The 26,035-nt window shown below is 45.1% G+C and carries 15 protein-coding genes and 1 tRNA gene; 12 read left to right on the top strand and 4 right to left on the bottom strand.

What is annotated here, in order from left to right; all coding sequences use genetic code 11:
* Window positions 1-5: 5 nt before the first annotated feature.
* The 11 genes from ACTQ9T_RS05435 to ACTQ9T_RS05385 all read left to right on the top strand — a co-directional run bounded on the left by ACTQ9T_RS05435 (window position 6) and on the right by ACTQ9T_RS05385 (window position 17,977).
* Entirely contained in the window at window positions 6-1,637 is a 1,632-nt protein-coding gene (locus ACTQ9T_RS05435) for a hypothetical protein (RefSeq protein WP_440464319.1), read from the top strand.
* Complete coding sequence (locus tag ACTQ9T_RS05430; RefSeq protein WP_440464318.1) at window positions 1,627-2,247, top strand: hypothetical protein; 621 nt, start codon at window positions 1,627-1,629, stop codon at window positions 2,245-2,247. The genes ACTQ9T_RS05435 and ACTQ9T_RS05430 overlap by 11 nt, the downstream gene beginning before the upstream one ends.
* Before the next feature lie 143 nt (window positions 2,248-2,390).
* Window positions 2,391-6,278, top strand: coding sequence for a hypothetical protein (locus tag ACTQ9T_RS05425; protein WP_440464317.1), 3,888 nt, complete (start codon window positions 2,391-2,393; stop codon window positions 6,276-6,278).
* Entirely contained in the window at window positions 6,278-7,123 is an 846-nt protein-coding gene (locus tag ACTQ9T_RS05420; RefSeq protein ID WP_440464316.1) for a hypothetical protein, read from the top strand. The genes ACTQ9T_RS05425 and ACTQ9T_RS05420 overlap by 1 nt, the downstream gene beginning before the upstream one ends.
* Before the next feature lie 15 nt (window positions 7,124-7,138).
* Complete coding sequence (locus ACTQ9T_RS05415; RefSeq protein WP_440464315.1) at window positions 7,139-7,873, top strand: hypothetical protein; 735 nt, start codon at window positions 7,139-7,141, stop codon at window positions 7,871-7,873.
* 10 nt (window positions 7,874-7,883) lie between these two features.
* Complete coding sequence (locus tag ACTQ9T_RS05410; RefSeq protein WP_440464314.1) at window positions 7,884-8,072, top strand: hypothetical protein; 189 nt, start codon at window positions 7,884-7,886, stop codon at window positions 8,070-8,072.
* A gap of 56 nt (window positions 8,073-8,128) precedes the next feature.
* Window positions 8,129-8,605: a hypothetical protein gene (locus tag ACTQ9T_RS05405; RefSeq protein ID WP_440464313.1), complete on the top strand. Its 477-nt coding sequence runs from the start codon at window positions 8,129-8,131 to the stop codon at window positions 8,603-8,605.
* 304 nt (window positions 8,606-8,909) lie between these two features.
* Window positions 8,910-9,638, top strand: coding sequence for a glycoside hydrolase family 19 protein (locus ACTQ9T_RS05400; protein ID WP_440464312.1), 729 nt, complete (start codon window positions 8,910-8,912; stop codon window positions 9,636-9,638).
* Between the two features lie 26 nt (window positions 9,639-9,664).
* Window positions 9,665-10,432 carry a Gp49 family protein gene (locus ACTQ9T_RS05395; RefSeq protein WP_440464311.1) on the top strand — a complete coding sequence of 256 codons (768 nt, stop codon included), beginning with the start codon at window positions 9,665-9,667 and terminating at the stop codon, window positions 10,430-10,432.
* Between the two features lie 144 nt (window positions 10,433-10,576).
* Window positions 10,577-17,542, top strand: coding sequence for an SNF2-related protein (locus ACTQ9T_RS05390; RefSeq protein ID WP_440464310.1), 6,966 nt, complete (start codon window positions 10,577-10,579; stop codon window positions 17,540-17,542).
* 9 nt (window positions 17,543-17,551) lie between these two features.
* Window positions 17,552-17,977 (top strand): hypothetical protein, encoded by a 426-nt coding sequence (locus ACTQ9T_RS05385; RefSeq protein ID WP_440464309.1) that lies wholly within the window; start codon window positions 17,552-17,554, stop codon window positions 17,975-17,977.
* 151 nt (window positions 17,978-18,128) lie between these two features.
* On the opposite strand, the gene ACTQ9T_RS05380 is transcribed toward ACTQ9T_RS05385, so the two are convergent.
* The 4 genes from ACTQ9T_RS05380 to ACTQ9T_RS05365 form a co-directional block, all read right to left on the bottom strand.
* A complete protein-coding gene (locus ACTQ9T_RS05380) occupies window positions 18,129-19,346 on the bottom strand; it encodes a tyrosine-type recombinase/integrase (protein ID WP_440464308.1) in 1,218 nt (405 codons plus the stop codon).
* A 174-nt stretch (window positions 19,347-19,520) separates the two neighbouring features.
* Window positions 19,521-19,596 (bottom strand) — tRNA-Arg (locus ACTQ9T_RS05375).
* A 73-nt stretch (window positions 19,597-19,669) separates the two neighbouring features.
* Window positions 19,670-20,464, bottom strand: a complete 795-nt coding sequence (locus ACTQ9T_RS05370; protein WP_440464307.1) for a hypothetical protein — start codon at window positions 20,462-20,464, stop codon at window positions 19,670-19,672.
* 79 nt (window positions 20,465-20,543) lie between these two features.
* Window positions 20,544-21,092 (bottom strand): hypothetical protein, encoded by a 549-nt coding sequence (locus ACTQ9T_RS05365; protein ID WP_440464306.1) that lies wholly within the window; start codon window positions 21,090-21,092, stop codon window positions 20,544-20,546.
* 440 nt (window positions 21,093-21,532) lie between these two features.
* Here ACTQ9T_RS05365 and ACTQ9T_RS05360 point away from each other — a divergent pair, with 440 nt between their 5' ends.
* Window positions 21,533-25,987 carry an exodeoxyribonuclease V subunit gamma gene (locus ACTQ9T_RS05360; protein ID WP_440464305.1) on the top strand — a complete coding sequence of 1,485 codons (4,455 nt, stop codon included), beginning with the start codon at window positions 21,533-21,535 and terminating at the stop codon, window positions 25,985-25,987.
* Window positions 25,988-26,035 lie beyond the last annotated feature (48 nt).

The raw sequence follows: 26,035 nt of genomic DNA, 5'->3' as shown, positions 1-26,035 counted from the left end.
AAAAAATGAAACTACTTAACACCATGTCAAACCTGCTGATTAGCAATCGTGAGATCAAGCGGTCTATCACGCCAGCTAGCATTGGTGATGTCAACCGCCAGTATGAAGCGCTCAACCAAATGGAGCTTGGCACCTTTAACAGTCCTGAAAACGCACCGCGAACCCGTCAAGATATTTACTCAACGTGGGAGCTGATGCAAAAGGACCCGCAAATAGCAGAGGCATTAAGCTTGCATGTTACCGCAGCACTAGGCGGGCATGAGACTACTGGCGATATGATCTTTATCACCCCACATGAGCGTGTACGTGGTAAAGGTCGACGTGCAAAAGAATTGCGCGATAAGGTCGAGCGTGAAGCATTGCATATCGCGCCCATTATTAACCGATACGCTTTTACCTTAGCGCGTCAAGCCATCGCCTATGGGGACAGTTACGCACGTATCTACACTGACAAGCGTAAGGGCGTAGTAGGGCTTATGAACAATCGCCATACCGCGCCATCGCTTATCATGCCTTTTGAGCAGGCAGGCGAGACCGTCGGCTTTCATGGGTTAGAAGAAGAGGACTACGAGCGATCTATTGCCAAGCTTACCCCTAGGCAGCTATTGCGCGTCAAAATGCAGCGCATTGAAGTTATCCCGCAGATGACCATGCAGGTATGGCAAGATCAGAAAACACTAATCTATGATGAGCGCTGTGACAATCCTATCTTGCCAGCGGAAATCGGCGGCTCATTCCTTTATCCAGTCGAGGGGCCGTGGAAAGATGTTGTGATTAGCCTTGCTGGACTCAACAATCAGCAAATAGCCGATAGTGTTAAGCAAGCCTTTTTAACGGTCAATATGGAAGGTATGCCGCCAAAACAGCAAAACAAATATAAAGAAAGTATTACTAAAATGCTGACCAATTACCGCGATCAGATACAAGAGGCGTTTAAAGGCGGTGAGGCATTGCACGGCACTAAGTATCATGTGTTGCCACAGTGGGGCGATAAGCAAATACTGCAATCAGTAGGGGACTTATCACAGCGTAACATGCCGCTTAACCCTGAGACATTAATGCTTAACCTTCGCCGCGTGGCAGGTGGCCTAGGGATTGATTTATCCCTAGTGGGCTGGGCAGATATGCTGGCAGGTGGATTGGGTGATGGTGCAGCTTTTCAAACGTCGGCACAGATCATGCGCCGATCCAACCTTATCCGTACCGCATTGATTGATGCCTTTAATCACTTAATGAGTATTCATTGGGGTATTAAGTACGATGAGTATTTTGATGCTAAAGAATATCCGTGGCAGTTCGACTTCTTCTCAGATGCCGGAGCTGCAACCGCGCAAGCACTGAGCAATAAGCAAAACAAGGCCAATACATTGACTATCGAGATGCAAGCGGTGCAGATGATAAAAGATTTAGGGCTTGGCAAAGAAGCGACACAGCTAATGCTTGAGGATCGCTTAGACTATGACTTAGCTTTTGCTGAAAAAGTCGCTATTGCTATTACCGCGCCGCCAATAGGTGAGGAAGGTGGCTTGCCAGCAGGGATGCCGCAACCTCCTAGTGACAGCGGCAAGCATGACGACTTTGAAGATGACGAGCTGCCTGAAGGACTGGATGATATGGATGACGACTATGAGGACTGATCTAGTACAAGCGCTAGTCGCTGGCAAGAATGATGTTGGGCGTGTAAAATTAGGCGCGGCAACCAACTCAGAGTACATGCAGTCTTTACAGCTACTCTATGGTAGATTACGGGTACATGAAGCGTTATTGCAGTGTATGTATGTGGTCAAGATTGAAGACATATTCGGCAATGGCCCTAACATTCCTTGGTTTAGAGATAAAACATTATGCTACCTAGCAACTGAGGCAGATATGTCGCTGGGTAGTGCTGATAGTGAGACCTTTTACGCTGGCGCGTATCAAGCAGGGTATCTGACGCAAAAAACAGCCGATGATATGGATGTTACGTTTATTGAGACCATCAATGGCGATATATCCAACTCCTACCGAGCTTGTCATAAACTTGCGTTTAATGATGACGGCACGGTGAACGAGTCTAAAAAATACGCTTTCAAATTAAGTGTTGGCCTTATTAATCATAAAAAACCCAATAGCGAGCCAGTTATCACAAGATCATGGTTGGTTGGTGCCAAAAGCGCCCGTCCTGAGATTAGTAGTACGGGTCGTAGTGAGGTAGTGAAAGTGACAGCGACCTTTCAAAAGTTACGACCATTGATGTTTGAAAGGTGATATACCTTACTTAATAACAACCCACTTTAACGAGTGGGTTTTTCTTTGCCTAAACCCCAACGGAACACCCCCACAGCCTAGCCGCCAAAACTTGCCACAATAAACCTATCTTATTATCCCCTAATAAACATAGGCATCAGGCAATGGCATATATCACCCTCAATAAAGCGCACACCCACCATCAAACGACTATCAATGGTCAGCCTGCTAGCCAGTATAGCCGCTATGAGACGGGCATAATTACTGGCAACAAGCGCAACTTGCCAGCCATTTTAGCCAATAGTACGGGCAGTGACGGTTATAGCTTTGATAGCGCAGTCGGTAGTGATGACGATAGCTGGCATGTATTAAACGCTTTCGATAAGCATGGCTCATACGTGAACACTATCGCAGTAGGCGGTGCTATGGATAGCGATCATGCTGTCGTAGTCGCACAGACTCAGCTTGACAGCCTAGGCGCATCAAGCCTAGGCGCATCAAGCCTCAAACTTATTGACACTGGATTAATTCAGTTTGACAGCCTCAATCGGTCGGACGCTGGCACGTTTTCAATCGATGCCATCAATAAGCTTATGGACAACTCCTCACAAGATAAGAGCTACTTGCCGATCATTACCGCCTCAGAACTGGCCTATGAGACAGACCGCGTTACTTTTGATAGTGTGCAGTGGGCTGATAATAGTAATGAGTTACTAAGTCATGATGGTCGTGACAGTACGCTCATGCTCGATATGACACGCGCTGATACTCGCAGTGACTTAGTGAATGAATTTGAGCTTGCAGACGTGCTTGATATGTTGGGTGCTGAACCTGAGCAAGCTTTTGATGCTTTGATGGACACCAAGAACCGTTTAGGACTTCTTAAAGACCGTTTGTATAACGCCATGAGCCGTGCCGGTAACGATACGGTGTCAGTTGCCAATGTCACTGAAACCAAGCCGTTTAAGCGCCAAGGCGTGACCAATATCGCCTTCGTCTTTGATCTATCGGACGGTCAAAAACTGTCTATCTGGTTCCACAATCCTGACAGCACGCCAAGCAAGCTTATGCCAAGCGATATTATGATTAGCTGGAAGTGGATGTTAAACAAGCGTGATGTGACCGCCGCCTTGTCACCAAAGCAGGGCGATAACGTCCAGTTGCCCGTGCTGGCAAGTCGGATCATGCGCGTGGCCGCCAAGAACTCTACGCGCTTTAAGCGCACTCAGGCGCGCCAGCTTAAACTTGAGCAAGACTTACTAGATGCTCAAGCGCTGGTTGATACCAAAGCCTCTACTATTGAGCAGTTGGATAAAGATATCGAAGGTCTGCACAGTCGGATTGATGCGGCTATGCAAGCGCCTAAAGTTGAGCCGATTATCGAACCTGAAGTTGAGCCGATTATCGAACCTGAAGTCGAGCCAGTTGTTGAACCTACCAACGATACCGAAGCAGATATCGCACTAGCCAGACCAAGCCAAATGGAAGAGCTTAAAAGCCTTAGAAACTTAGCACCTAAGTCTGGTGAGGCTATCAAATCAGATGATCCGGACGCTATCGAGAAACTAGAAGCTAAACTGGGTTATTTGCAAGCGTTTGCAGCCGTGATGCGTGCTGCTAACAAGCATGTGCGTAAAGGTGATGACGCCGCGCTTAGTAAGATGGGTTTAAACGATAAAGAAATCGCAACCCTAAAAGAGCCTGATTACGCTGGTCGAACTGGCTTTGCTGATTATCAGATGACCAATAATAACGGTGAGATGGGCCGCGTTAAAAAGCGCTTGAAAAGTCTTTATCGTGAGCGTGAGCTAGAATTGGCCGAAAATAACGATAGCGACGCGCCAGCCAGCGAACCATTAGAAGACCAGCTTGTAACATCAGTAACGGACTTCGCCAAAACCCATGCAGGCTTTAACGGGTTTATCAAGAATAACGATGAGGCAGAAGCGGCGCTTGCTGGCAAAGCCATAGGCGATTGGGTGGTTGCGGTCAACGATAGCAAATACCCTATAACGGTATTTATGAGCTTAGATGACGAGTCTAGCTACACGGGTGCTACCAATAGCAGTGTAGAAAGCGCTTTTAATGACATTCTTGATAAGTCAAAAACCGCCGCTATCCACTGGGGCGCTGAGGATGCCGCCGTATTACCAGCTGGTTACGATGTCGATACCGCAAGTAATGATGAGATTATTAACGACACTAGAATACAGTCGCTAATCACTGACTTAGGTTTAACGCTTACATCTAGTGAGAATAACGAGTACGAGTACGGTACAAAAACCGATAATAGCGCTTTTTCGTTTAAGCTGAAGCACGGTGAGCTATCAACCGTTTATTTTGTTCAAAACGGCGATGGCAGCAATCTAAATAACGCAATGACCGAGGTTGACGATATCAATGGGTTTGTCACTCAAGCAAAAGACATGCACGCAAAATACCTTGCGTTACTAGGTGAGGACAATACGCCTGATCCTGATAACACGCCAGATGGACCCAACAACAAAAAAATCGTTAAGGGCAAATCAAACAAGGCTAAAACCCCCAAAGGCACCAAGATTGAAAGCGTCTTTGCTTTGGTCGACGCTAAATTCTTGATCGCTTCACATACCGCGAACGGTAGTAAAAACCCTAAATACCCACAAGAATTACAGCCGCGTGACCGTGCCCGCGAGTCTTCTATCGCATGGGTACAAAAAACCTCAAAAGAACTTGATCCTGAAAGCTTAGGTCGTACTGGTCGCGTTGATACCGGTGCGCCTATCGTTGGTGATGACCTAGTGGTAGAAAGCGGCAACGGTCGCACTATTGCGATCAAGATGGCCTACGCCAATGGTGATGCTAGCGAGTACAGAGAATGGCTTGCTGAGAACGCTGATATGTTCGGTATGACCGCTAAGCAAGTAGAGAGCTATAAGCAGCCTATTCTTGTGCGTATGCGTACCACGCAAGTGAACCGTAGCGAGTTTGCAGTAGAAGCGAACCAAGACGACAAGCTAAGCTTTACCGCCTCAGAACGCGCCAAATCAGATGCTAAGCGTGTTAATGCTGGCATGTTAGAGCTATTCGATCCTAGCGAGTCAGGCGACATCTTAGCCGCCAGTAACCGCAGCTTTGTAAAATCGTTTCTAGCCAGCCTAGGCGCAACCGAAGCGGCGCAATATACCGACAGTAACGGCAATCCAACTCAAGCGCTAGTGGCGCGTATTAAGGGCGCGTTATTTAGCAAAGCTTATGACGATGACCGCTTGCTTGAAATGATGGCAGATCAAACCAAGCCTGAGCTACAAAACACCCTAAACGCGCTAACAATGGCCGCGCCTAAGTTTGTAGCAGCACAAGCGGTCAACCGTAGTGACGCGCAGGACTTGGCTGAAAAAGTGGTTGATAGTGTCGAGCAGTCGCTAAGCGACGAGGTTAAAAACGCCATTGTTGATGCCACCAACATGATTATGAATGCCAAGCTTAGCAACCAGGACATTAAAGAATACGTACTGCAGCAAGGTCTTTTTGAGCAAGTGGACGATGCCACCGCTGAACTTGCGGTATTCCTAGCCGCTAATGCTCGCAGCGCTAAGAAAATGACCGACTACTTTAACGCAATGGCAAGCTACATCGAGCAGGACAGCGTAAGCCGTCAAACACTAGATATGTTCGGTGAACCTGAGCCGTTATCACTCGCTGATGTCATCGCACACGCCAACAACCAGGTTAATGATAATACCGACACTATAGGGACACTTGATATGTTTAACGAGACGGTAGTAGATGACACGGTAACAGATGAGCCAGTTGAGCCGGTCACAAACAACACCCCGCTTGACGACTTCAATACAGCTAACCTAGCCGCTAAAGTTGACGGTATAGTCGCTGAGATCAACGCAAGCGACTTTGATCCAGAGATTTTTGATATTGATGCGCTGGCAAGCATTGCAGACGAAGCTAAAGGTAATAGCGATCTGACCGCCAAACTTGAGGCCGCAAGCGAGGTCTATCAAAACAAGCTGATCGCTATCGCCATGCAAGCAATGTCTGACATGGCAGGTAACTAATGCCAAATGCGCCAGCCACCAATAAAAACAAGACTACCAATAGCAACACTATTGGTAGCACTTGGGGCGAGAAGGGGTTAAACAAAAACCTTCTTGTCAAAATACGGCCAGTAATCGAGAGCAATATTGAAGGCGGGCAAGGGGCGCAGACTTATGATGTTGATGCTAGTCAGCCAACCGTTGAATCCATCTTTGAAGATGCTGAATTTACCATTGAGTCACAGTACAGTACGCCTTTTGAGTCATCGAACCCTGAAGGGCGTCTGCCTAACTTGATGGGTATGATTCAGTCAGGGCAAGCGGCGGCGGCTGGTTACAGTATATTTGCTGCTGCTGGCGGCGGCGTAGTCGCTGATGTGGCTGATGCGACTGCTAGCTTCATTGGGGCCAAAGGCATTGTTGAAAAAGGCCAAGCTGAACTAGAGGGCCTGATGGGTAAATCCAACTTTACCAAGCTCAATAGCCGCCAAATTTTCACCTCATCAAACTCAGTACGTATCACCGGTAGCCTTGTCTTTCAAGCATGGAGCGACGCGGCAACCGAAGTAGAAGCCGCCGTAAGTCAGTTACAGCGCTGGGCGTCCGCTAAGAGCTTATCAAACACATCATTGATTGTCGGTGCGCTTGATGAAGGATTGTCAGCCATGTTCCCGTCAGAGATACCGCCAATGGTGCAACTACAATACGGCGGTAAAACCTATAAGCCACTGGTGATTGAGAGCGTGTCAGCACCTATTACCGCGCCAATGACCAAAGACGGTAATCGTATTGCTGTCAAAGTACAAGTCACCTTCTTATCCCTAACTGCATGGGACCAACAAAATATTATAGATATGGGTCGTTAACCCAAAAGGATAGATATGGAAACTACTTTAGATGCACAGCTTTTAGACACTAGCGTATTACTGCCTGACCTTCAGATAGGCCAAGCAATGGATATCGCCAAAATACCAGTGGCGTTCAACGAAAAACGATTAAGCGCCATGATCTCGCACCTAACCGGTGATCCTAGCTTGGCTGGTAAGTTGACCGCACAAGAGCGCTACTTTATTTTGCTCAGCCATCAAGCCATATCGCAAAGCCAGCATAGTGATGTCAATGATATTGATAGCTACACCATCCCCACGGTACAAGCTGACGTGCCACAGCGTCACCAAGTAGGCGATATGTATATTAATCACTTACTGGGCGCTCATGTCGTCGTGCTTGAGGGTATTTGCGAGAACGTTTATGACTGGATTAAAGGACAGATGGCGTGCCAGCTTAGCGGTGATCTCTCATCAGTAGTAGGTGGTGACAGCGATGGCTTGAAATGGGATGTTATTGACGCTGGCATGAGCGATAACGAGATCAACGAAGTCATACAAAAGCGTAGCGAGATTATCGATGAGTTGGGCGCTAATGGTAACTTTAATATCCTACATGATGCTTATAGTATAGGCGTTGATGCGCTATCTCACTTCTTGGTGTTGGGTTGTGAAAATAAAGGTTTAACCGTTATCAGTCAAGGAGGTGACGGTAACGAGCCGTCACGATTTCTCACCCTTGACGGCCTACAAGGGATCGCCCGAGTTATTGCAGAGTGCATTGCTTGATGACGCATTTGTGATGATGGAACACGGCAATATGAGCTTGCCAGAAGCGCTTAAAATAGGACTATCTTTTGTAGCGATGTACAAAACATCATCAAGCTTTGACTTGGTATCTAAGCGACTAGAAAGTGAGAATCTACATAAAATCGCTGTTATTAGTCGGCTTGATGCCATTATTAAAACCAATCAGAGCCGTAGATGATGCCGTCAAATTACAACAGTAGTTATATTTAATCATTAATTTAATTAGGACAGACAATGCCAGACAAATACTATTCGGCTGTGCAGACAACCAAGCTACTGGCATTGTCAGGTAGCGGCACGGTTATTAGCGCAGTCAGTGTGATGGTGCAACTTAATGAGCCTCACACCTTTTTATATCTAAGCTTGCCGTATTGGTACTTTTTAGTAGCCACAGTTTTACTGGTTTTTGTGGGCGCAGGGCTTGCAATGACCAACGATTATATGAAGAAGCAAGGCACATTTTGGGGTAACTTGCTGTTAGCGATAGTCGTCGGATTTATCATCTCCTTCGTCATACTGCCAGCAATCAATGATAAGCCAACCGTCGTCATTATGATGCTAACCGCTTTTTTTGGTGGACTACTTGGTACGATATTTTTACGCATGATACTAGAGCTATCAGCAGACGATGATCTCAAGGTGGGTGTTCAGTCTATTGTCAAAAACTTTATATTAAAATGGATCAATAGATTCTCAGGGGGTGATAAGTGATACCTATCATCAACACATTATTGGCTTTTACTGGCCTCATTATATGCACCTGTTTTTTATTGTCAGATCGATTTAATACAACCTCAAAAGAAATACTTGGTCAGCTAGGTTGCTGGATTATTGTATGGATATTCCTAGTCGCCGCGTCACTGCCAAGCAGTAGTTTTGAGCCGTCATGGTCTACCACAGCAGCTCGAACAATCGTTTTGATTTTAAATATCTGGCATTTTAAAAAACTAATCATCAATCGATGCAAAAGAGCGCACGGCCTACGCAAACCAATTAAATGAAAAGAGGTGTAATCATGGCAGTTATTGAAATGCAAAAGGAATTAGGCGTACTTGCTGATGGTTGGTGGGGCGGTGACTCGCAACGAGCCTACCTAGCGCAAGGCAGACAGCTTGATTTTAACTGGGCTTACCTAAGACGCAAGCTAGTAAACTCTTTTAGTCAATCTCAAGTAGATGGCTTTAACCGTATTATGGCGGCTTGCAATCGCGCCAATCTATCGCCGCAGCACGCCGCCTATATTCTAGCGACTGTATGGCATGAAAGCGCCACAACCATGACTCCTATCAACGAGTACGGCAAGGGCATTAAAAAGCGTTATGGTCAATGGTTTAAAAACAGCAAAGGCGTTATCTATGGCATTCGTAACGGTCATATTTTACGCCCTGCTTACTTAAAGTCTGATTACCCGCATTTGTATTTTGGGCGCGGGGATTGCCAGTTGACTTGGTTAGATAACTACATTAAGTTAGGGCTAATTCTAGGCGTGGATCTTACTAACAACCCCGATCTTGCGCTCGATCCTGATATTTCAGCCGACATACTGGTAACTGGATCAATGCAAGGGCTGTTTACGGGTAAGAGTATTCCGCATTACATTACGTTTGGCACCTTTGATGAGTTTGTGCAGGCGCGCTATGTTATCAATGGTCGTGATAAGCGCCATTTGATTGCTGGGTATGCTAAAACCATTATGACCGCTATGCAGTTTAAAGACGTTAAAACCAATATGCTTGCAGCCTAAAACAAACCAATAAAAAAGGATTAACCATGACAGACCTACCGAACACAGTAACCAAAGAGCAGTTAGACGACTTGGTTGCTAGAAGCAAAGTTGAGTACGCAGTATTTGATAACAAACTTACTGTAGCTGTTATCACCTTGCCGAATAAGTTTAAAGTCACTGGTGAGGCGTCTTGTGTTGACGCGAAAAACTTTAAAAAAGAGCTTGGCGAGACATACGCGCTCGAAAACGCCATTAAAAAGCTATGGGAGCTTGAGGGCTACTTGCTAGATGCACACTTACATGGTCGCACTGAGTGGCTTGAAAATCAGGCAGGCGACTTACCAGTTAAATGCACCGCACCCCAAGACCCCGACCAAGAATTGACCGAAGATGAAGTTGCGACGTTGGCAAGCGGTGGTTCGTTATGCGATTGTTGCGAGGTGGTATCGCCCGATGACGAGTATTTTGATAGTGTCTCTTGGTCATACGAGAAGGCGGGTGAAGATATTGATGAGCCGCATCCGATAAAAGAAGGCGACCACGTTGACTTTGGCACATCCTTACACTTGATGGAGTTGGGCGAGCGTATGCAACGTGAAGGCTGGAACGGCAAAGGCATGTTTATTTACATCGTGCCAGCCGCTAGCTATCCAGCGCAGCGTAACGCTAAAGGCGTTTTAGTGGGCGACTATCCTAATGATATGGTGCCGTACAGCGCTTATATCGCCTTGAAATCTGCTAGCGGTGAAGTTGTGCCTTGGACTATCAGTCAGTCAGATGCACTTGCTACAGACTGGATGCTGGCTAGCTAGTCATATTGAGAGATATTGCCTCTACTCAGTAAACCCCGCCTAGATGGTGGGGCTTTTTATTGCAAGCTTGTGGAACACGCTAAAAGCTGGCGCGCTATCACCCCTCATAATAAGAGGACGATAACACCAACCAGGCCATTAATTATGAACGAGAAACTTGCTAGATTAAAACGACTGCAGACCGCGCTTGCCAGCTTTAAAGTGGCTAATGATATCAAGAGCCGTGTAAGTGCTGGAAAAGAGCTGACCACTGCACTAAGAGAGCTTGGTGCGTTCGCCAAAACCAAGCCACTAGATAGCACAGCGCCTACCAGTAAAGACGCTACTACCAAAAAGATAGTTGATCGATCTACTGTCGCTATTCCAGACAAGCAAGCCGCCCGTCAAAAGGCCAATGATGCCGCTATTGAGTTGCTGGCAAGTATTAAAGAGCAGGGGCTAACCCGTGATGACCTAACCGATGAGCAACTAGAAACCTTAGCTAAATATACCGGTAGTGGTGGCGGACTAAAAGCTAAAGCCGATGAGAAGGGTAAACGACTTCGTGGCAGCCAATACGAGTATTATACGCCGCTAGATGTTGCTAGCGCCTTGTGGGACCTAGCAAGCGAGATGGGTTTTAGTGGCGGTAAAGTGCTTGATCCAAGTGCGGGGACCGGTGTGTTTGCGGCAACTAGCCCAGAAAGCGCCGTTATTGACAGTATCGAGCTTGATGAAACATCAGGCGCTATTGCTCAATTATTGAATGATGGCGAACGTAGTAAAACGATTGTCTCTCCTTTTGAGGCGCAAGCCAAAATCATGGCGAATAATAGCCTTGATATGGTTATTACCAACGTACCTTTTGGTGGCAATAAGGTGCGCGGTGCCAATGCTGGCAAGGATGATTGCTATAAAAGCGAGACGCTTGAGAACTACTTTATCTTAAGATCGCTTGAGAAGCTAAAGCACGGCGGATTGGCGGTATTTATCGCGCCTACCTCAGTCATATCGGGATATGCGAATGATAAGAAAAAACTACGCAAGCTCACCAGCCTAAAAGCTGACTTCCTGGGGGCGTATCGTATGCCAACAGAGGTTTTTGATCAAACAGGCGCTAATGTTGTGACTGATATTGTCATCTATCGCAAACATAGTAGCGACGCCACAGATCAGATAATGGACCTATACAATAGCGGCGGTATTGACACCCTTGCTCAATCAAAAGTATTTTGGGATGACTACCTAAGCGGTGATTACTTCAAAAAAACCGAACATAAAAAATTCATCTTAGGTGACGAAACTAAAGCCATAAATCAGTGGGGCAAAGAGATTGATACCGTTAAGGAGAATAAGAAAAACCCTAAAGTATCAAAAATGCTTAAGAAGTTTGGTGACAGCCGTATCGATTGGGATATGTTAGGTGCGGCAGGCGTTGAAATTGTTGATTACAAAAACGGCGATGTCATATTCCAAGACGGCAAGCAATTAGAATATCAAGATGGGCGCTGGCAGGCGATAGAAAAAGAAGTCACTAGCACTGAGCTTGAGATACAACAGCAACTTGCCAACATGGGCGGTGCTATTGACATGGTTATGGCTCGCGTGACCTATGAGCAGATAAGCGCCACTTTTGAGTATAGCCAAAAAACTGGTCAAGCAGGATTAATCCCTAGCGGCGCTCTAGCAATGTTGGATCGCGCCTCAAAGAGTGCGGTTGCTGATCGTGCGGCTGCATGGAATTGTGTATTGTGCGCGCAAGCTATTCAAGATGCTATTGCTGAACGTGATTATGGTTACGACTTTAAAAGCGGCGAGCCTGAAATCACGGACTTTATGAAATACGCCTTTTTAGATGGCAAAAATACTAAGCTGTCAGGCGATGCCAAGCAAGATCATAAACTCGTGGCACTGTATTATGCCAACGGTCAATATAACGATGCTTGGCTTGGTAACATTAATAGCGAGATCGTCGATAATGGTGCCGCTAAGAGTTATCAAAGCGTTATTGCACGTATTCAGTACGAAAATAAAAGCCTTCATGTCACGCCTGAGCAGCTAAAACAGATTGATCCTACCGCTGATCCTATCAATAACGATGACTGGTTTACCAATCATGATGGCAGCCAGATTATCGCCGCTAATGACTTCTTAGTCGGTAGTTTATCGGACCGCTTAAAAGATATCGATAAACAGATTGCACTTGCTGATGATGAGCAGATTAAAGCCAAGCTTATTAAGCAAAAATCCATTGCTCGTGACAGCGTGGCGCGTATCGATGTGAAGCGCCTTGAGCTTGATCTTCGCACTCCTCTTATTAGTGCTGAAGACAAGGTGAGGTTTTTAAAGCAAACGGTCCATAAAGACGCTTTTGTCGCTTATAACGCACAAGGTCGAGGTATTGCAGACATCGATATTAAAGGCAGTAGCACCAAAGACAGCCTTGAGAAAAAAGACAAGGACAAGCTGTATAACCGTATCGGTGACTGGCTTGGCAAAGGAACCGTCACGCTAGGCAGCGTTAAGCTTGAGACTATGAGCCAACGTGAGGCCCTAAACTGGATGACGGAGCAGATCAATACCGCTAACATCAAGTTTAATTCGTGGGTCAAAGCCAACAAAAACATCATGTCAGGTCTTGAGGCCATGATGACCAATGAGGATAATTTATACTTTACTCAAAATGCAGATGAGACGCCGATTGATATTGCTGGCATGAATCCAGCATTAAGCTTGCACGGCTATCAAAACGCTGAGGTACGCAAACAAGGTCGCTTCTTTGGTGGTATTAACGGCTTCGGTGTTGGACTTGGTAAAACATTTACCTCACTTGCCAGCGTGCAGCATGTGCATAATATCGGCGTTAAAAAGAAAACCATTTTTGTAGTCCCTAATAGCGTACTGTCCAACTGGCGCAAAGAAGCTAACTTCGCCTACCAAAATACCGAAGATTGTATTTTTGTGGGCTTACGTGAGGACGGCGAAAAATTCCGTGTCATGTCAAACAAATATGACGAGGACTTACTAAGCGCTATCGATGGCAAGTACCGCAAAATATTCATGACGTTTGAGGCGTTCAAGCGCATTCGCTTAAAAGACAGCACACTAGGCGATTATGCGGACTACATCAAACAAAACGATACCGCCTTTTCAGAAAAAGAGTTGCAAAAAGACGATGAGAAAGTTAACGGTTTAACCGCTGATCTTATCGAGCGCCTAACCATGAACAGTAACGCGCCATTTTTGGAAGATATGCGCGTTGATAGCGTGGTGATCGATGAGGCCCACGCCTTTAAAAACTCTATCACTGCGCCTAATACTGATGATCGCATTAAATACTTGTCACAGCCTGGTCAATCAGCGCGTGGTGAGGATGCACAAGCCAAGCTTTGGTATGTACGTGGCAGCACGCCTAATAACGATGGTGTGCAGCTACTCACAGCGACGCCTATTACCAATAGTCCGCTTGAGATTTACTCTATGTTATCGCTGGCAAGTGGCCGTAATACGATTAATAAAATGTGTGGCGGCATCAATGGTGCTGATGACTTCATTCAGATCATGTGCCAAATCCAAGAAGAGGTGATGCCCACTATTGATGGCGGCGAACGCTCACAAAACGTCTTTACCGGTATTCGTAACGCTAATATCTTGCGTACTGTCATTGGATCAAATGCGGTTATCAAAGACGCGCAAGATGTCGGTATGTCGGTGGTTATCCCAGATCGTGAAGAGGTCTCTACCGAGGTTAATTTAGGTAAAGACGTAATGGATCAGCTTCGTATGTTCCAAGATGCTTATACCGTCGCTAAACAGCTTGAGAAAGATAAGCTGGATAACGAGCTTGCAGACATCAATCATCCGCAAAGCCCTTTTAACCCTAATAGCCCGTTTAGTATTATTCAGAAAAAGTATGGCGAGGATGTTGAGCTTATGGCTCACCCGTTTAACCTCATTCGCAAAATGGATGTCATGATTGCAGACAGCGAGTTTAGCGAAATGGCAACCTTCTACGACTTCGAGAAGTCGCAAGAAAAGCTCGCACAGTCGGTTATTGATAAGTTTAATAAAAAAGCGTACTCAGACAGCCGTAAACGCTTAAGCCCTTACACTGACGAGGAAAATGCTAAATCGGTCTACACTAAAGACGGTGATACAAAGGTTTTCAAAGAGTATAAGATTACGGTTGAGGCTAAAATAGTGTTACATGATGGCCGCCAGCGTATTGTCGTCGATACCCTAAACGGTAAAACGCAATCAAGATTTGAAGATATTGCAGATAAAGATAAGCTTAATCTTGATGTGACCACCTCCGCAAAAATCGCGGCCATGCTTGAGAACTTTAAGACTGAGCAGGCAGAGCCGCGCGGTGCCAATTCAGACGGTACAACCAGCACTATCGTTAAGCAGATTATCTTTTGCGATCATCTATTTTTGCATAACAAGATTAAAAAATTGGTTGCTAAGCGCGCAGGCGTGCCAGCCAGTAAGATTGCGATCATTACCGGGCAGATCAACAATGAGCCGGATGAAATGATAGATATTCAAGATGGCTTTAATGCTGAGAGTGACGACAATCAGTACCAGGTTATCATTGCCAATAAAAAAGCTGAGGTTGGTATTAACTTGCAGCGTGGCACGCAAGCAATCCACCATTTAACGACTGGTTGGACGCCCGATAGTTTAGAGCAGCGTAACGGTCGCGGGGCGCGTCAAGGTAACAAGACGCAAAAGGTTGCTATCTATCATTATGATGCTGATGGCACATTTGATGAATTTAAGCGCACGATGATCGATAAAAAAGATGAGTGGATCAGCAGTGTATTAAAAGACGATGGCAAAAATACTATTGAAGTGACTGGTAGTATCTCACGTACCGAGCAAGACGCACTTATCGCTACAATGGGTAACAAGGAGGCCATGCGCGAGTATCAGGCCACTAAGGACGCTAAAGAGAAGGAGGTCAGATATAACGCCGCAGTTAAGCGCCAAGGTATCAATATGGACGTAGTGCGTGAGCAGGCTAGCATGATGGCTGATCTTACTATTGATAAATTCTATGAGCAGGCCGTCATCAATGTAGTCAGTCTTATCCGTGACAATAGAACGCTACTTACCAAAAATCAGAAATCGACCGCTAAAGCTGATACTCGCAAAAAGAATGAGCTGCTTTATGAGAACTCAAAACAGATCGCGCTTGACCAGTTAAGCGATATCCTAGACTCAGTGGGTGTGCAGCCCTACGAGAAGGCCGAGGATTGGGATAAGACACACAAGTATGTGCCCGTCGGCGGCATTATTAGTCCTAGTACCACGGCTAACGCTATCTATGACAGTATAATGAATGATACTACTGAGTACCCACCAAGTAAAACCGATGAATGGGCCAAGAAATTTTCTAATATGCAGATTTTAGGTAGCTCTTATAATCACAGTAACGACAAACTTGTTATCAACGAGGGCAGTATCTACCAAGCGGCTTATGATGAAGTCAAAGAAACCGCTGAAGGACTTATCAACCAGTCTGTTATTGCTGCTAATTATATTGCTGAAGAGACGGGGATTGATGGTATTAGCTTGCCCGCTGATGCTGGCGAGCGGATCGCTAAAAAAGAGGCGGTCATTGTTAGCGGTGTTTATATTCAGGCGGGATCAATCGTTATTAAACCGCAATCTGGCGATAGACCTGATGATATCTATGTCGCTCGCATGAATGACGGAAAACTTGTACTAAGTAAGATTGGCAAGGATCGTTTTAGCGGTAGTAGCGGTGTTTATTCTGTATCAGATAGCACACCATCCATTACTATGTTTATCGAAGCGGACATGGTGATTAACCCTAATAGTAGTCGCTACTTAAGTGCGATCAAGCAAATAGCCGCCTTTGAAGATGATTTGCACCTACAAGGCGCTTTAAAGCCGATATCGGTCAAGTATAGCGATATGTTGCCAGAGGTCGCAGAATACCGCGACGACAGCATTAAGCCTATCTGGAATATGAGTGCAGACTTTGAAGGCAGTCATGCCAGCATTGATAACAGCCCTTTGGCTATCATGCTTCCTTTGTTTGCTTTAAACGCTGGCACGCCGTTTGCTAAAGCTATGTTGGCCCAGTACGAAAAACAAGGCTTTGAGGTTAATATTGATAACGGGACCTTTATCACTAAAGACGATGTTACTGTTAAGCGCAAACACTACTACCCCGGACAGACGGATTACTTCAACGCCGTTACTGATCTCATCAAAAATAGCGGGGCCAAGATTACAGCGAGCGATAAAGTTGTTGTTGATAATGATCGTATTCTCTATAGCTTACTAAAAGAAAATGGCGCCGCTACTTTTGACGCTGTAAAAGCCGCTAAAGAATCAATAACGGCTGATACTGATCCGGCAAGCTTTAATAAGATTGCTATAGATGTTTTCGATAACCATTTGTATGATGGTAAGTATATTGATAAAGGGCTTAGCGACGATATTAAGCTTGCGTTGATTAATACCGCTTATAAAGAAGCCTCACCTAGTTATATCAGATCGTTTGATGTGATCGAGCATTTCGCTGAAGCGTTAAAAAAAGCTGTTATCAGCAATGCAGTAAGCAATGCGGCAAAAAATGGTGATAGCGTTGAACAGTTTTCAGAAAATCTAGGTTTAGATGGATCAAAACTGCAAGCGATTTTAGATAGCGGGGCGACTGAGCATAATATCAATGAGTTTGGACGCTTTGATGACCTAAAAAGCACGGTAGATAAAGAAAAGGCGAAGGCGTATTTTGAGGCTTTTGAAGGTGGTAGTATTACCGCACTCAAGGCCAATATGAAAGTCGACTTTACATTAAGAGCGTTTATATTGAACAATAGCAAGGCTGTAGATAGTGAAAGTGAAAGTGAAAGTGAAAGTGAGGGCGATATCTCACCAGCCACGATAGTCTATATTGGCGGTGAGACGATGGCTAATAAGAAAACCATAAAGGCTTATGCTAACTCACACGGCGTAGTGATTAGAGGTACTAAACAAAAAGCATACTGGAATGGTTCCAATAGCGTATGGGTAACAAGTTTTGTAGCATGGCAGAAAATGATAGAAGATAGACCGGCCCTAGCAGACGAACTCACCATGCAAACTAAAATATAAGGAATATTTATGAATTATTTATTTGATAAAGATGATCTAGCAGGTAGAACAGAAGTGGCTAAAACAGCGCTGGCAAGCAGCAAGCCAGATGCTAGCTTTACTGAGTTTGCCGCTGGCGTGATCTTTGATCGCCTAAAGAGCAATATACAGCGATACCGCGTTTATGGTCCTTATTGGTGGGCACTAAAAGACGTGCTACGCCGTATGGATTACAATGTGGGCGATGAGACAGACAGCGATATGGCTGGCAAGTATTGCGGTAGTAGTGACGCTGAGACAATAGTGGCGGCTGATTTATTCTATCTTGATATGAGTAAGACTAAGCCGGTTAATAACAATACTTGGACGCTTGATGATCGCAAGCGTGACTACGTGCTATATGATAGCGATATGGAAGAGCGAGCCAGCGTAGCGGATAGCACACTGACCTACTAACAGTTATTGATTTATCACTAACAAAAAAAGGCCGTTAAATATCTTTAGCGGCTTTTTTATTTGCGTTCACGATAAATGAACGCAAAATTTGAGAGAAGTGAGAGAGTTTTGAGAGAAAGAATGAGAGAGACTTACATTGTAACCGAACTAATTAGGAATCCTCGGTAGTTGCTTTTAGATTATCAAGGTAGTCTGCCCACGCTTGCATCATGATACGACGCTCATCTAAAAACACAGTACGGTTATAGGCCCTACCGTGCATATCTCGCACTCTATGAGCCAGTTGCTGCTCAACCAATGATTCATCAAAACCTAGCTTCTCTACAATCAGTGTGCGAGCTGTCGCCCTAAAGCCATGCACAGTTTGCTTAGAGCCACTGTAACCAAGCCTTTTTAGCGCCTGATTCATCGTATTTTCACTCATAGGCTGCACAGTGGTATGAATCGCAGGAAATAAATACTTGCTACGCGCATGTAGGGATAACTCACGTATAAGTTCGATAGCTTGCGTGGGTAGTGGCACGATAAGCGATAAGCCAGTGCGCCTTTGCGTCTTGCGAGGGGTAAACGTCCATGTACCAGTATCAAGGTCGAAGTCAGTCCAGAGAGCGTAACGCAGCTCGCCAGCACGTACAAACAGCATAGGGATAAGCTTTAAGGCAGTCCTAACCTCGAATGATCCTTGGTAGTCATCAATATCATTTAGTAAGCGACCAAGCTCAGTAGTATCGAGTATAGTAGCATGATGTTCAACTACTGGTGTTTTTAATGCGCCCAATAAGTCTTGTGTAATATCGCGCTCACATCGTCCAGTCTGTACGCCATATCTAAAAACCTGCCCCGCCATCGTTCGCATCTTCACCGCAGTCTCAAGATAGCCTTGCGCTTCCGCTGACCTGCAAGCCTCCAGCACATCCATTGGCTTGATATCGGTAATGGGTATATCGCCAATGTACTTATTTAGGCGTTTAAGCTGCCTATTGTTGTTTGTGGTAGTAGAGGGGGCTATATGCGTCTTGCGGCTCATGTACTCCGCACCAATAGCCGCAAAGGTATTGTTTGACTGTAGTAATGCTTCGCGCTCATCAGCTTTACGTTTGTCAGCGGGATCAACACCTATTGCAAGGTTGGCTTTCACCTCAGCTCGAAATGTGCGAGCTTGCGCCAAACTTACTTCAGGATAAGTGCCAATGGTGAGGGTGGCACGCTTTTTGGTAACTGGTTTAGCGTAGTCGATACGCCATGACTTAACGCCAGTGGTGCTAACATAAAGGTACAAGCCAGCACCATCGGTCAGCTTATAAGCCTTATCTAATGGCTTGGCTTGTTTGACTTGGCTGTCGGTTAATGGCTTAGAGACTTTCGGCATCTTTACGGTATCCTGTTTTTGCGCTGGCTTGATACCGTTAATAATACTGTAAAAAACATCGTTTACAAACTATTAGTACCGTTTCCTATCGTGGCTTATCGGTGACTATCGTGACTTATAACCCTTTATAATCGGGGCTTAGCGTGGTTTATCGTGGACTATCGGTAGCTTTAATGGTGCGCCCACCAAGACTCGAACTCGGATCGATCGCTTAGGAGGCAACTGCTCTATCCTGTTGAGCTATAGGCGCATTATGGAGTGCTATTGTAAAAAAAAGCCTGTACAAAAGCAATGAAGAAAAGACAAATAGAGACAATTTAAATTTATTCGCTGTTGCTCAGCGCATCAGAGACATCTACTGGGTTGTTGCCTGTTGCTTTTTTTGCCCGTGATGTTGGTTTAAATAAGTCATTTACACTGTTTTTGTAGCCACTGATGTTTTCATAATCATACTTCTTCAATATGTCTTGCCCTACACTCGAAAGTAAAAAGTTACGAAAGCCGATCGCTGTAGGGTTGTGTGTCAAAATAACGCCATCAAGCGCATGCTCGTCTTTTAACGCATAGCTGAAAGAATTCAGGCGACGTGCTTCAGTATTATCCGTTACTGCAATTTTATTTGCTTTCACACTATCAGAGTTATCTTTAGCGGTACTATCAGTCTTAGCTTTGCGCTGGTTGTGCTTACCTTGCTCGACGTCGATCTGGGTTTGTAAGGGTGACAGTCGCTCGGCTGACAAGCCATCATCAGCAATAATTATATCGGTATTGTTGATAACAGACGTGCCATTAGTATCGCCCTCTGGCAAAGTCAAAAGCGCTGTCGAAGGTACATAGCTTGCCAACACCTGCACATGCGGATAGCGGGTTTTAAAGCGAGCGATAACATGGTCTAGTGGGGTTTGCAAACTGTCCTCTACTTGCACATATAAAGTGCTATCGCTGGCAGCCTTAGCATCGTCTTCAGTTGTCTCAGTCATTGGCTCATTCTCGCTTGCCATAATGGGCAGCGGGTCTATGTTTTTACGGTTGCTACTCCACAGCCAAGTAAAGACAGCGATAAGTATAATCAGCAGCAGCAAAAGCAGGCCAGCCAATAGCAGCTTGTAGTCTTTCATATATTATCGTTCTTGTTTTGGTGGATTTAATTAAATCTTCAAATGGCATATAGTGAGTGATTTTCTGCTAAATATAAAGCTATTTATGCAACACTTCCTCTACCAAGTCTGCCAGCATATCAGCAAACACATCCTTTGCTTGCAAGTTATCATCTTGTTTGCGTGCTTTTTTAGTATCGCTATTTTGCACACGGCTCTGCTGTCCAGTGCTATTGTTATCGACTGAGGGTGATTTGCTGTTTAGCGGGGCAGTAGAGTCAGTTTCGCCATTATTGATAGCGCCTGTCTTAGTATGCGCTGCTAGTGGTGATTCACCTGTTAATAGTCTGTCTTTTAACCATTTAAACCCATGTGCCTCCCACCATGCTTCAAAACGTGGCAACGTGCTACCACGTACCGCCACAGGTAGATCTAGCGTTCTCAATTTCTGCGCAAGTAGAGGATCGCTGATAGCTTGATGAATACTCAGGTAAAGTGAGCTACTATCATCCTTATAGGGTCGTCTGTTCTGCCATGATCTGTCATCGATTTTCATACGTGGCAATTGCCACAACTCACCGCGATAATACACGACGTATAAGCGTTGTTTTGGATGGACAAAAATGGCATCAATGGGACGCAATGGCATAATATTAAGTAATCCCGTCAATAGAAAGTGTTATTTATATACAGGTTGTAAAGGCCAATTTAAAAACCGCAATGAAATTATTTCACAATAAATATGAATGATAGTATAAAACGACACTAAATGTCGCAAGCTTATTATAATGTCGGCATCTACACTAGTAAACGATAACCATCAATGGCACACTGATAGTGAATTCGGCATGTCAACGTCATCAATGGATATGTAGAATTTGCTACTATGGTTGTTTTTGTTTATGGCCCTCATGCTAGCAGAAATGCATAACAGTAACGACCATCAAACATGGATTGATGAGTATTGATTTTTGTTTTGTCTGGACGTTTTATAGCGTTTTTGAAATTGGATACAGACATCCCATCTATAAATTAAGCCTTTTTTATCAATCCCAGTATCTCACCCTTATTCCAATCAGATTATTGTCTATGTTCACTATTATTCAGTCGCACCGTACCGAAAACCTTGTAGATCAATTGCTTGTACAATATCAGTCCAAGGATCAGCCTGTCTTTGAGCCTTTTATTGTCATTGTACCCTCAATGGTATTGGGCGATTGGTTGGATAAGACCATTGCCAGTCGCGCTGGCATTAGTACCTTGGTGCGTACTAAGTTCTGGGGTCAGTATCAATGGACGCTGATGCAAGATGTATTGACTCGCCATAATGCGTACTTACTGGCGCAAAACCCTGAAGCGACAACTCTAAACGTGCCGGAAGTGGCGGTGTTGTCACCAACGGTAATGCAATGGCGATTGTTTGGGTATTTGACTTACTATCAAGAGTCGATTGTTGCAGATGAGAAACATCCAGTCAATCCACTACTGGCGTCTTTGATTGATGAACCGCAGGCAGATGCTCAACAGGACAATGTGCGACAGGATAAGGCGCAACAAGATGCCCGTATTTGGCAGCTGGCAAGCGATTTGGCAAGGGTGTTTAACCGATACTTAACCCATCGTGAGGATTGGCTGGCGCTATGGTCACATAATAAACCGCTGAATGTGGATGAGTTGATAGCGGATAAAGATGCACTGTCATTGCGTTTTGATAAATATGCGCGTGGCACGCCTGAGTGGTTGGTCGAGCATTATGTTGAGTTAGAAATCGCCCAACGATTCTTATGGTCGCATTTATTTGCTGATGTTCATCTACACCGTGTGGCACTGGAGCGTGCGTTCTGGTCGGCCTTAAAAAATAACAAGGCGAATGAGCGCGACCAGTTGCCAACCATATTGCGTATTTTTACCATCCAGCAACTACCACAGACAGAGCTAGATTTCCTACAGCGCCTGTCGCAATACATGAATATCACGTTATTACATTATAATCCATCAAAGCTGTTTTGGGCGGATATCGTCGATAAATCATGGTTACAGCGTCAGCAGATCATTAACCCTGAAAGTGTGTTCTTGCGTGATTATGGTCACAGTTTGTTGTCGCGTCTAGGGAAGCAATCGCGTGATGCTTTTGCAATGCTTGCTAACTTGTCTGGTAATGAGCAGTACGACGATGCACTGGTTGAATGGCAAGATAATTTTGATAGTGGTTTCAATGATGAGGTTGCTGCTGAGTATATTGATGATGCTAGTAGTACTCAAAATAGTCCAAGTTTGTTAAGGCGTTTACAGAACGATGTGTTGATGCTTGATGAGCAATCGACCCAGCAAGCAACGGCCGCTACAGTCTCGCAAGCAGTAAGTAAGCAACTAGAGTCAAGCTTTGATGAAGAGAAGCCAGAAACGGCTTGGTATGAAGATGAGGTGTTAGAGAATAAGCGCTTTGAGATAGATCGTTTTTGGGCAATCTCTTCGCAGGATAATAGCCTAAGCATTCATTCGTGTCATAGTTTGCAGCGCCAGCTTGAAGTGTTGCGTATCATGATTGGCCGCTGGTTGAACGAACCTATCAAGCTGGGTGAGAAAAAACGCCATATCTCTGACATTGTTGTGCTGCTACCCGATGTTGAGCGTCATCATGCATTGATTGGTTCTATTTTCGTCAATGGTAAGGGTCAAGACGGTTTGACTTTGCCTGCTAAAGTGACTGGTGTTGTTGATGCCGATATTCGCCAGTTATGGGAAGCCATTATTGGTTTTTACAAACTATTGGGTAGTCATAGCGCTCGTTTTGAAGCAGCTGAAGTCTTAGACTGGCTCATGTTACCGCCTTTATTTGAAAGCTTTGGACTGACTCATGAGCAGATGAGCCGTGGTTGTGACTTGTTGGTAGAGGCAGGCTTTATTCGTGGTTTTGATGAGCTGCATCTTAAGCAAACCTTGGACAGTAATGATTACGACTATCGCTTTAGCTTTGCGCAAGCGTTAGATAGATTGACCTTAGGTCTGGTGATGCCAGAGGCCGAGTTAAGTGACTGTTTGTATCCTTTAGATGAGGATGAATGGCCAAGCACTGCGTTGCCAGAAATGACCTTACCGTTACCACAAGTGAGCCTAAATGATGCGTTGATTGTTGAAGCGCTTTGCCGCATTTATACTGGCTTGGTCGCACGACGTGATGACCATACACAAAAAATGAAAGCGGAAGATTGGCTCGACCAGATTGAGACACAAGTTATCCATCGCTACTTTGGCGATGTGGACCAAACGCGTACTATGCGTGCCATTTACAACGCAATGAATGGTTTTAAGTCCAGTCTGCGAGCCAATCGTCACTATAGGCAGTACGCTAGTGGTGATAGCGACAACAGAGAAGTAGAGCAGAGGCTGGCAGGTGTGGAGCAGTTGCCGCTCAAGCTGAGCTTTATGTTAGACAGTATTGAAAACGAGCTTGAGAGTCAGCAGGTCAGTGCGGAGCCGACGGGGGTGATTACCTTTGGTCGATTCGGTGCACTAAGAAACGTGCCTTTTGAGCTGGTGGTGATGCTCAATATGGATCTCTCTGAGTTTCCTGGGCGTGACCGTGATAACCGCTATGATTTGATGAAAGCGACCAATGCACGCCGCGGTGACAGAGTTAGTGAAGATGATGACAATGGCGCATTTTTAGATGCGCTATTGTGCGCGCGCAGTGCATGCTGGATGTTCTACAATGGTCAAAGCTTGACGGATACTCATGAGCATCTGCCAGCCAACCCAGTGAGTGAGCTATTGCAATTCCTACAAGGCGAGGTGCAATGGCAGGTGAACTCGCTTGAGACGTTGCCTGAGAATATTGATCCTACCACCGAAAGCCTCAAGCGTTACTTACCTAAATTGATTAAGCAGTGGTTAGTGACTGAGCATCCTGCACTACCTTTTCATGAGAGTCTGTTTGAGACAGCAATCGAAGGCACTGATGTTTTTGAGCAAGCGTCTCCTGATATTGATGATAATGCTAATGCCAACGTTAATATCAATGCTCAGGACTCTAGCCTTGTCGATATGATTGATGAGCTGGATACTCTATTAAATGCAGCCATGCGCAAAACCAAACTGGCTCAGAAAAAACAGTTTCCGCCTGCGCCGCTTTGGCAAGCGGTGTTTGATACATTGAAAGGGCGAGTGTCTGGTGAGCCTATGCAACTGGTCGGCCTACCCACAAAAGCGCAGTATGAATCAATCGCTCAGGTGCTTGGTCAAGGCTTAGGTCAGCTAGGTCAAGTAGACAACCAAACATTGTCTGCATTGGTCGAACTATTGGCGCTAGATACAGCTGTTGATGTTAGCGATGTCGGTAGCATGACGGAAGCGCTCATCCAAGTGTTATCTGATAGCGTATTTAACATCGGAGAGATAGATATTGAAGGGGTGTTGGCTTACCAAGTGCGCCATCCTGCCAAAGCGTTCTTACGGTCTCAAAAGGTACATGTGGTACAAGGTGAAGAAGCACTGTCGCATCAAGAGCCATTATTTCTAAACAGTTTGACTACCTATCAAATCAAAGAGCATTTGATTAAACAGTTGGTTACTGATGAGAGTAAGAATAATAGTAATGCAGCGGCTGAAACCACTACTCCAATCCTGATGTATCAAAAAATCATGCCAGCTGGTATCGCTCGCCAAACCACGCTACCCAATCAACAACAGAAACTGCAACAGCAATGCTTGGAATTCAAAGAGCAGTTAATGGCTAATGGTTTTGGCGAAAATATTGTACCTAATGAAGATGGGATAGAGGGTACGACAGGTTTGCAGCTACTAACGCCAACCGCCGAGCATCCTGTTAAGATAGAGCTGGCAACTGTATTAACAGATGTCAAAGACAAAAAAACACTGCTCAAGCTGTTGCCAAAATCCATTAAGATAAAAGGCTCAGTACCAATATCAACATCAGTACCAACATCTGTTATTCAGGCAGACGCGTCCTACGCTGAACAATCGCCCAAGCAATGGTTAAATATATTGCCCAATTCTGCCAGCCCTAGGCATTTACTCAAATTTTGGTTGTCACATTTGTATTGGCAAGTGGCTAGACGTACCACTGCCGAGCAAGTGGTATTAAATGATGGCGTAAGTCTTTGGCGCTTTAATAAGGCCAGCTCGCAAGTCAAAAAGTACGAGAAAGTAATCGCATTTAAACTAAGCCCCATTGTCTATGAAGACGCTGTGATTGAGCTGATAAAATGGGCGATTTTTGCCAAGCTATCTGGGCAAGTGCCTATTACATTACTGCCAGAATATGCACTTAATTACCTTGATAAGTATCTAAAGCCTGAAGAAGGTGACGGCAACAGCTACTGGCCAAAACGGGCCGACTTCTCCGACTGGTTAAGACCTAACTATAACTCAGACACGGTATATGATACTTGCTCGCAGCATGCCATTTGGCAATATGTACTGCGTGACCAAGATGCGTTTAAGGCTTTGTCAGCAGCGTTGACTACATTAGCTCAGCCATTATACGCGCCGATGTTTAATGCGTTAACTAACTTAGATGGTTAGCTCATTATCTAAAGCAGCCCCTAATTAATTTTTGCTATTTTGTTCTAG

Source organism: Psychrobacter sp. ASPA161_6 (assembly GCF_051970285.1).
Classification (GTDB): Bacteria; Pseudomonadota; Gammaproteobacteria; order Pseudomonadales; family Moraxellaceae; genus Psychrobacter; species Psychrobacter glaciei.
Note: the sequence above shows the minus strand (reverse complement) of the source record. Positions and strands in the feature narration are given on the sequence as shown.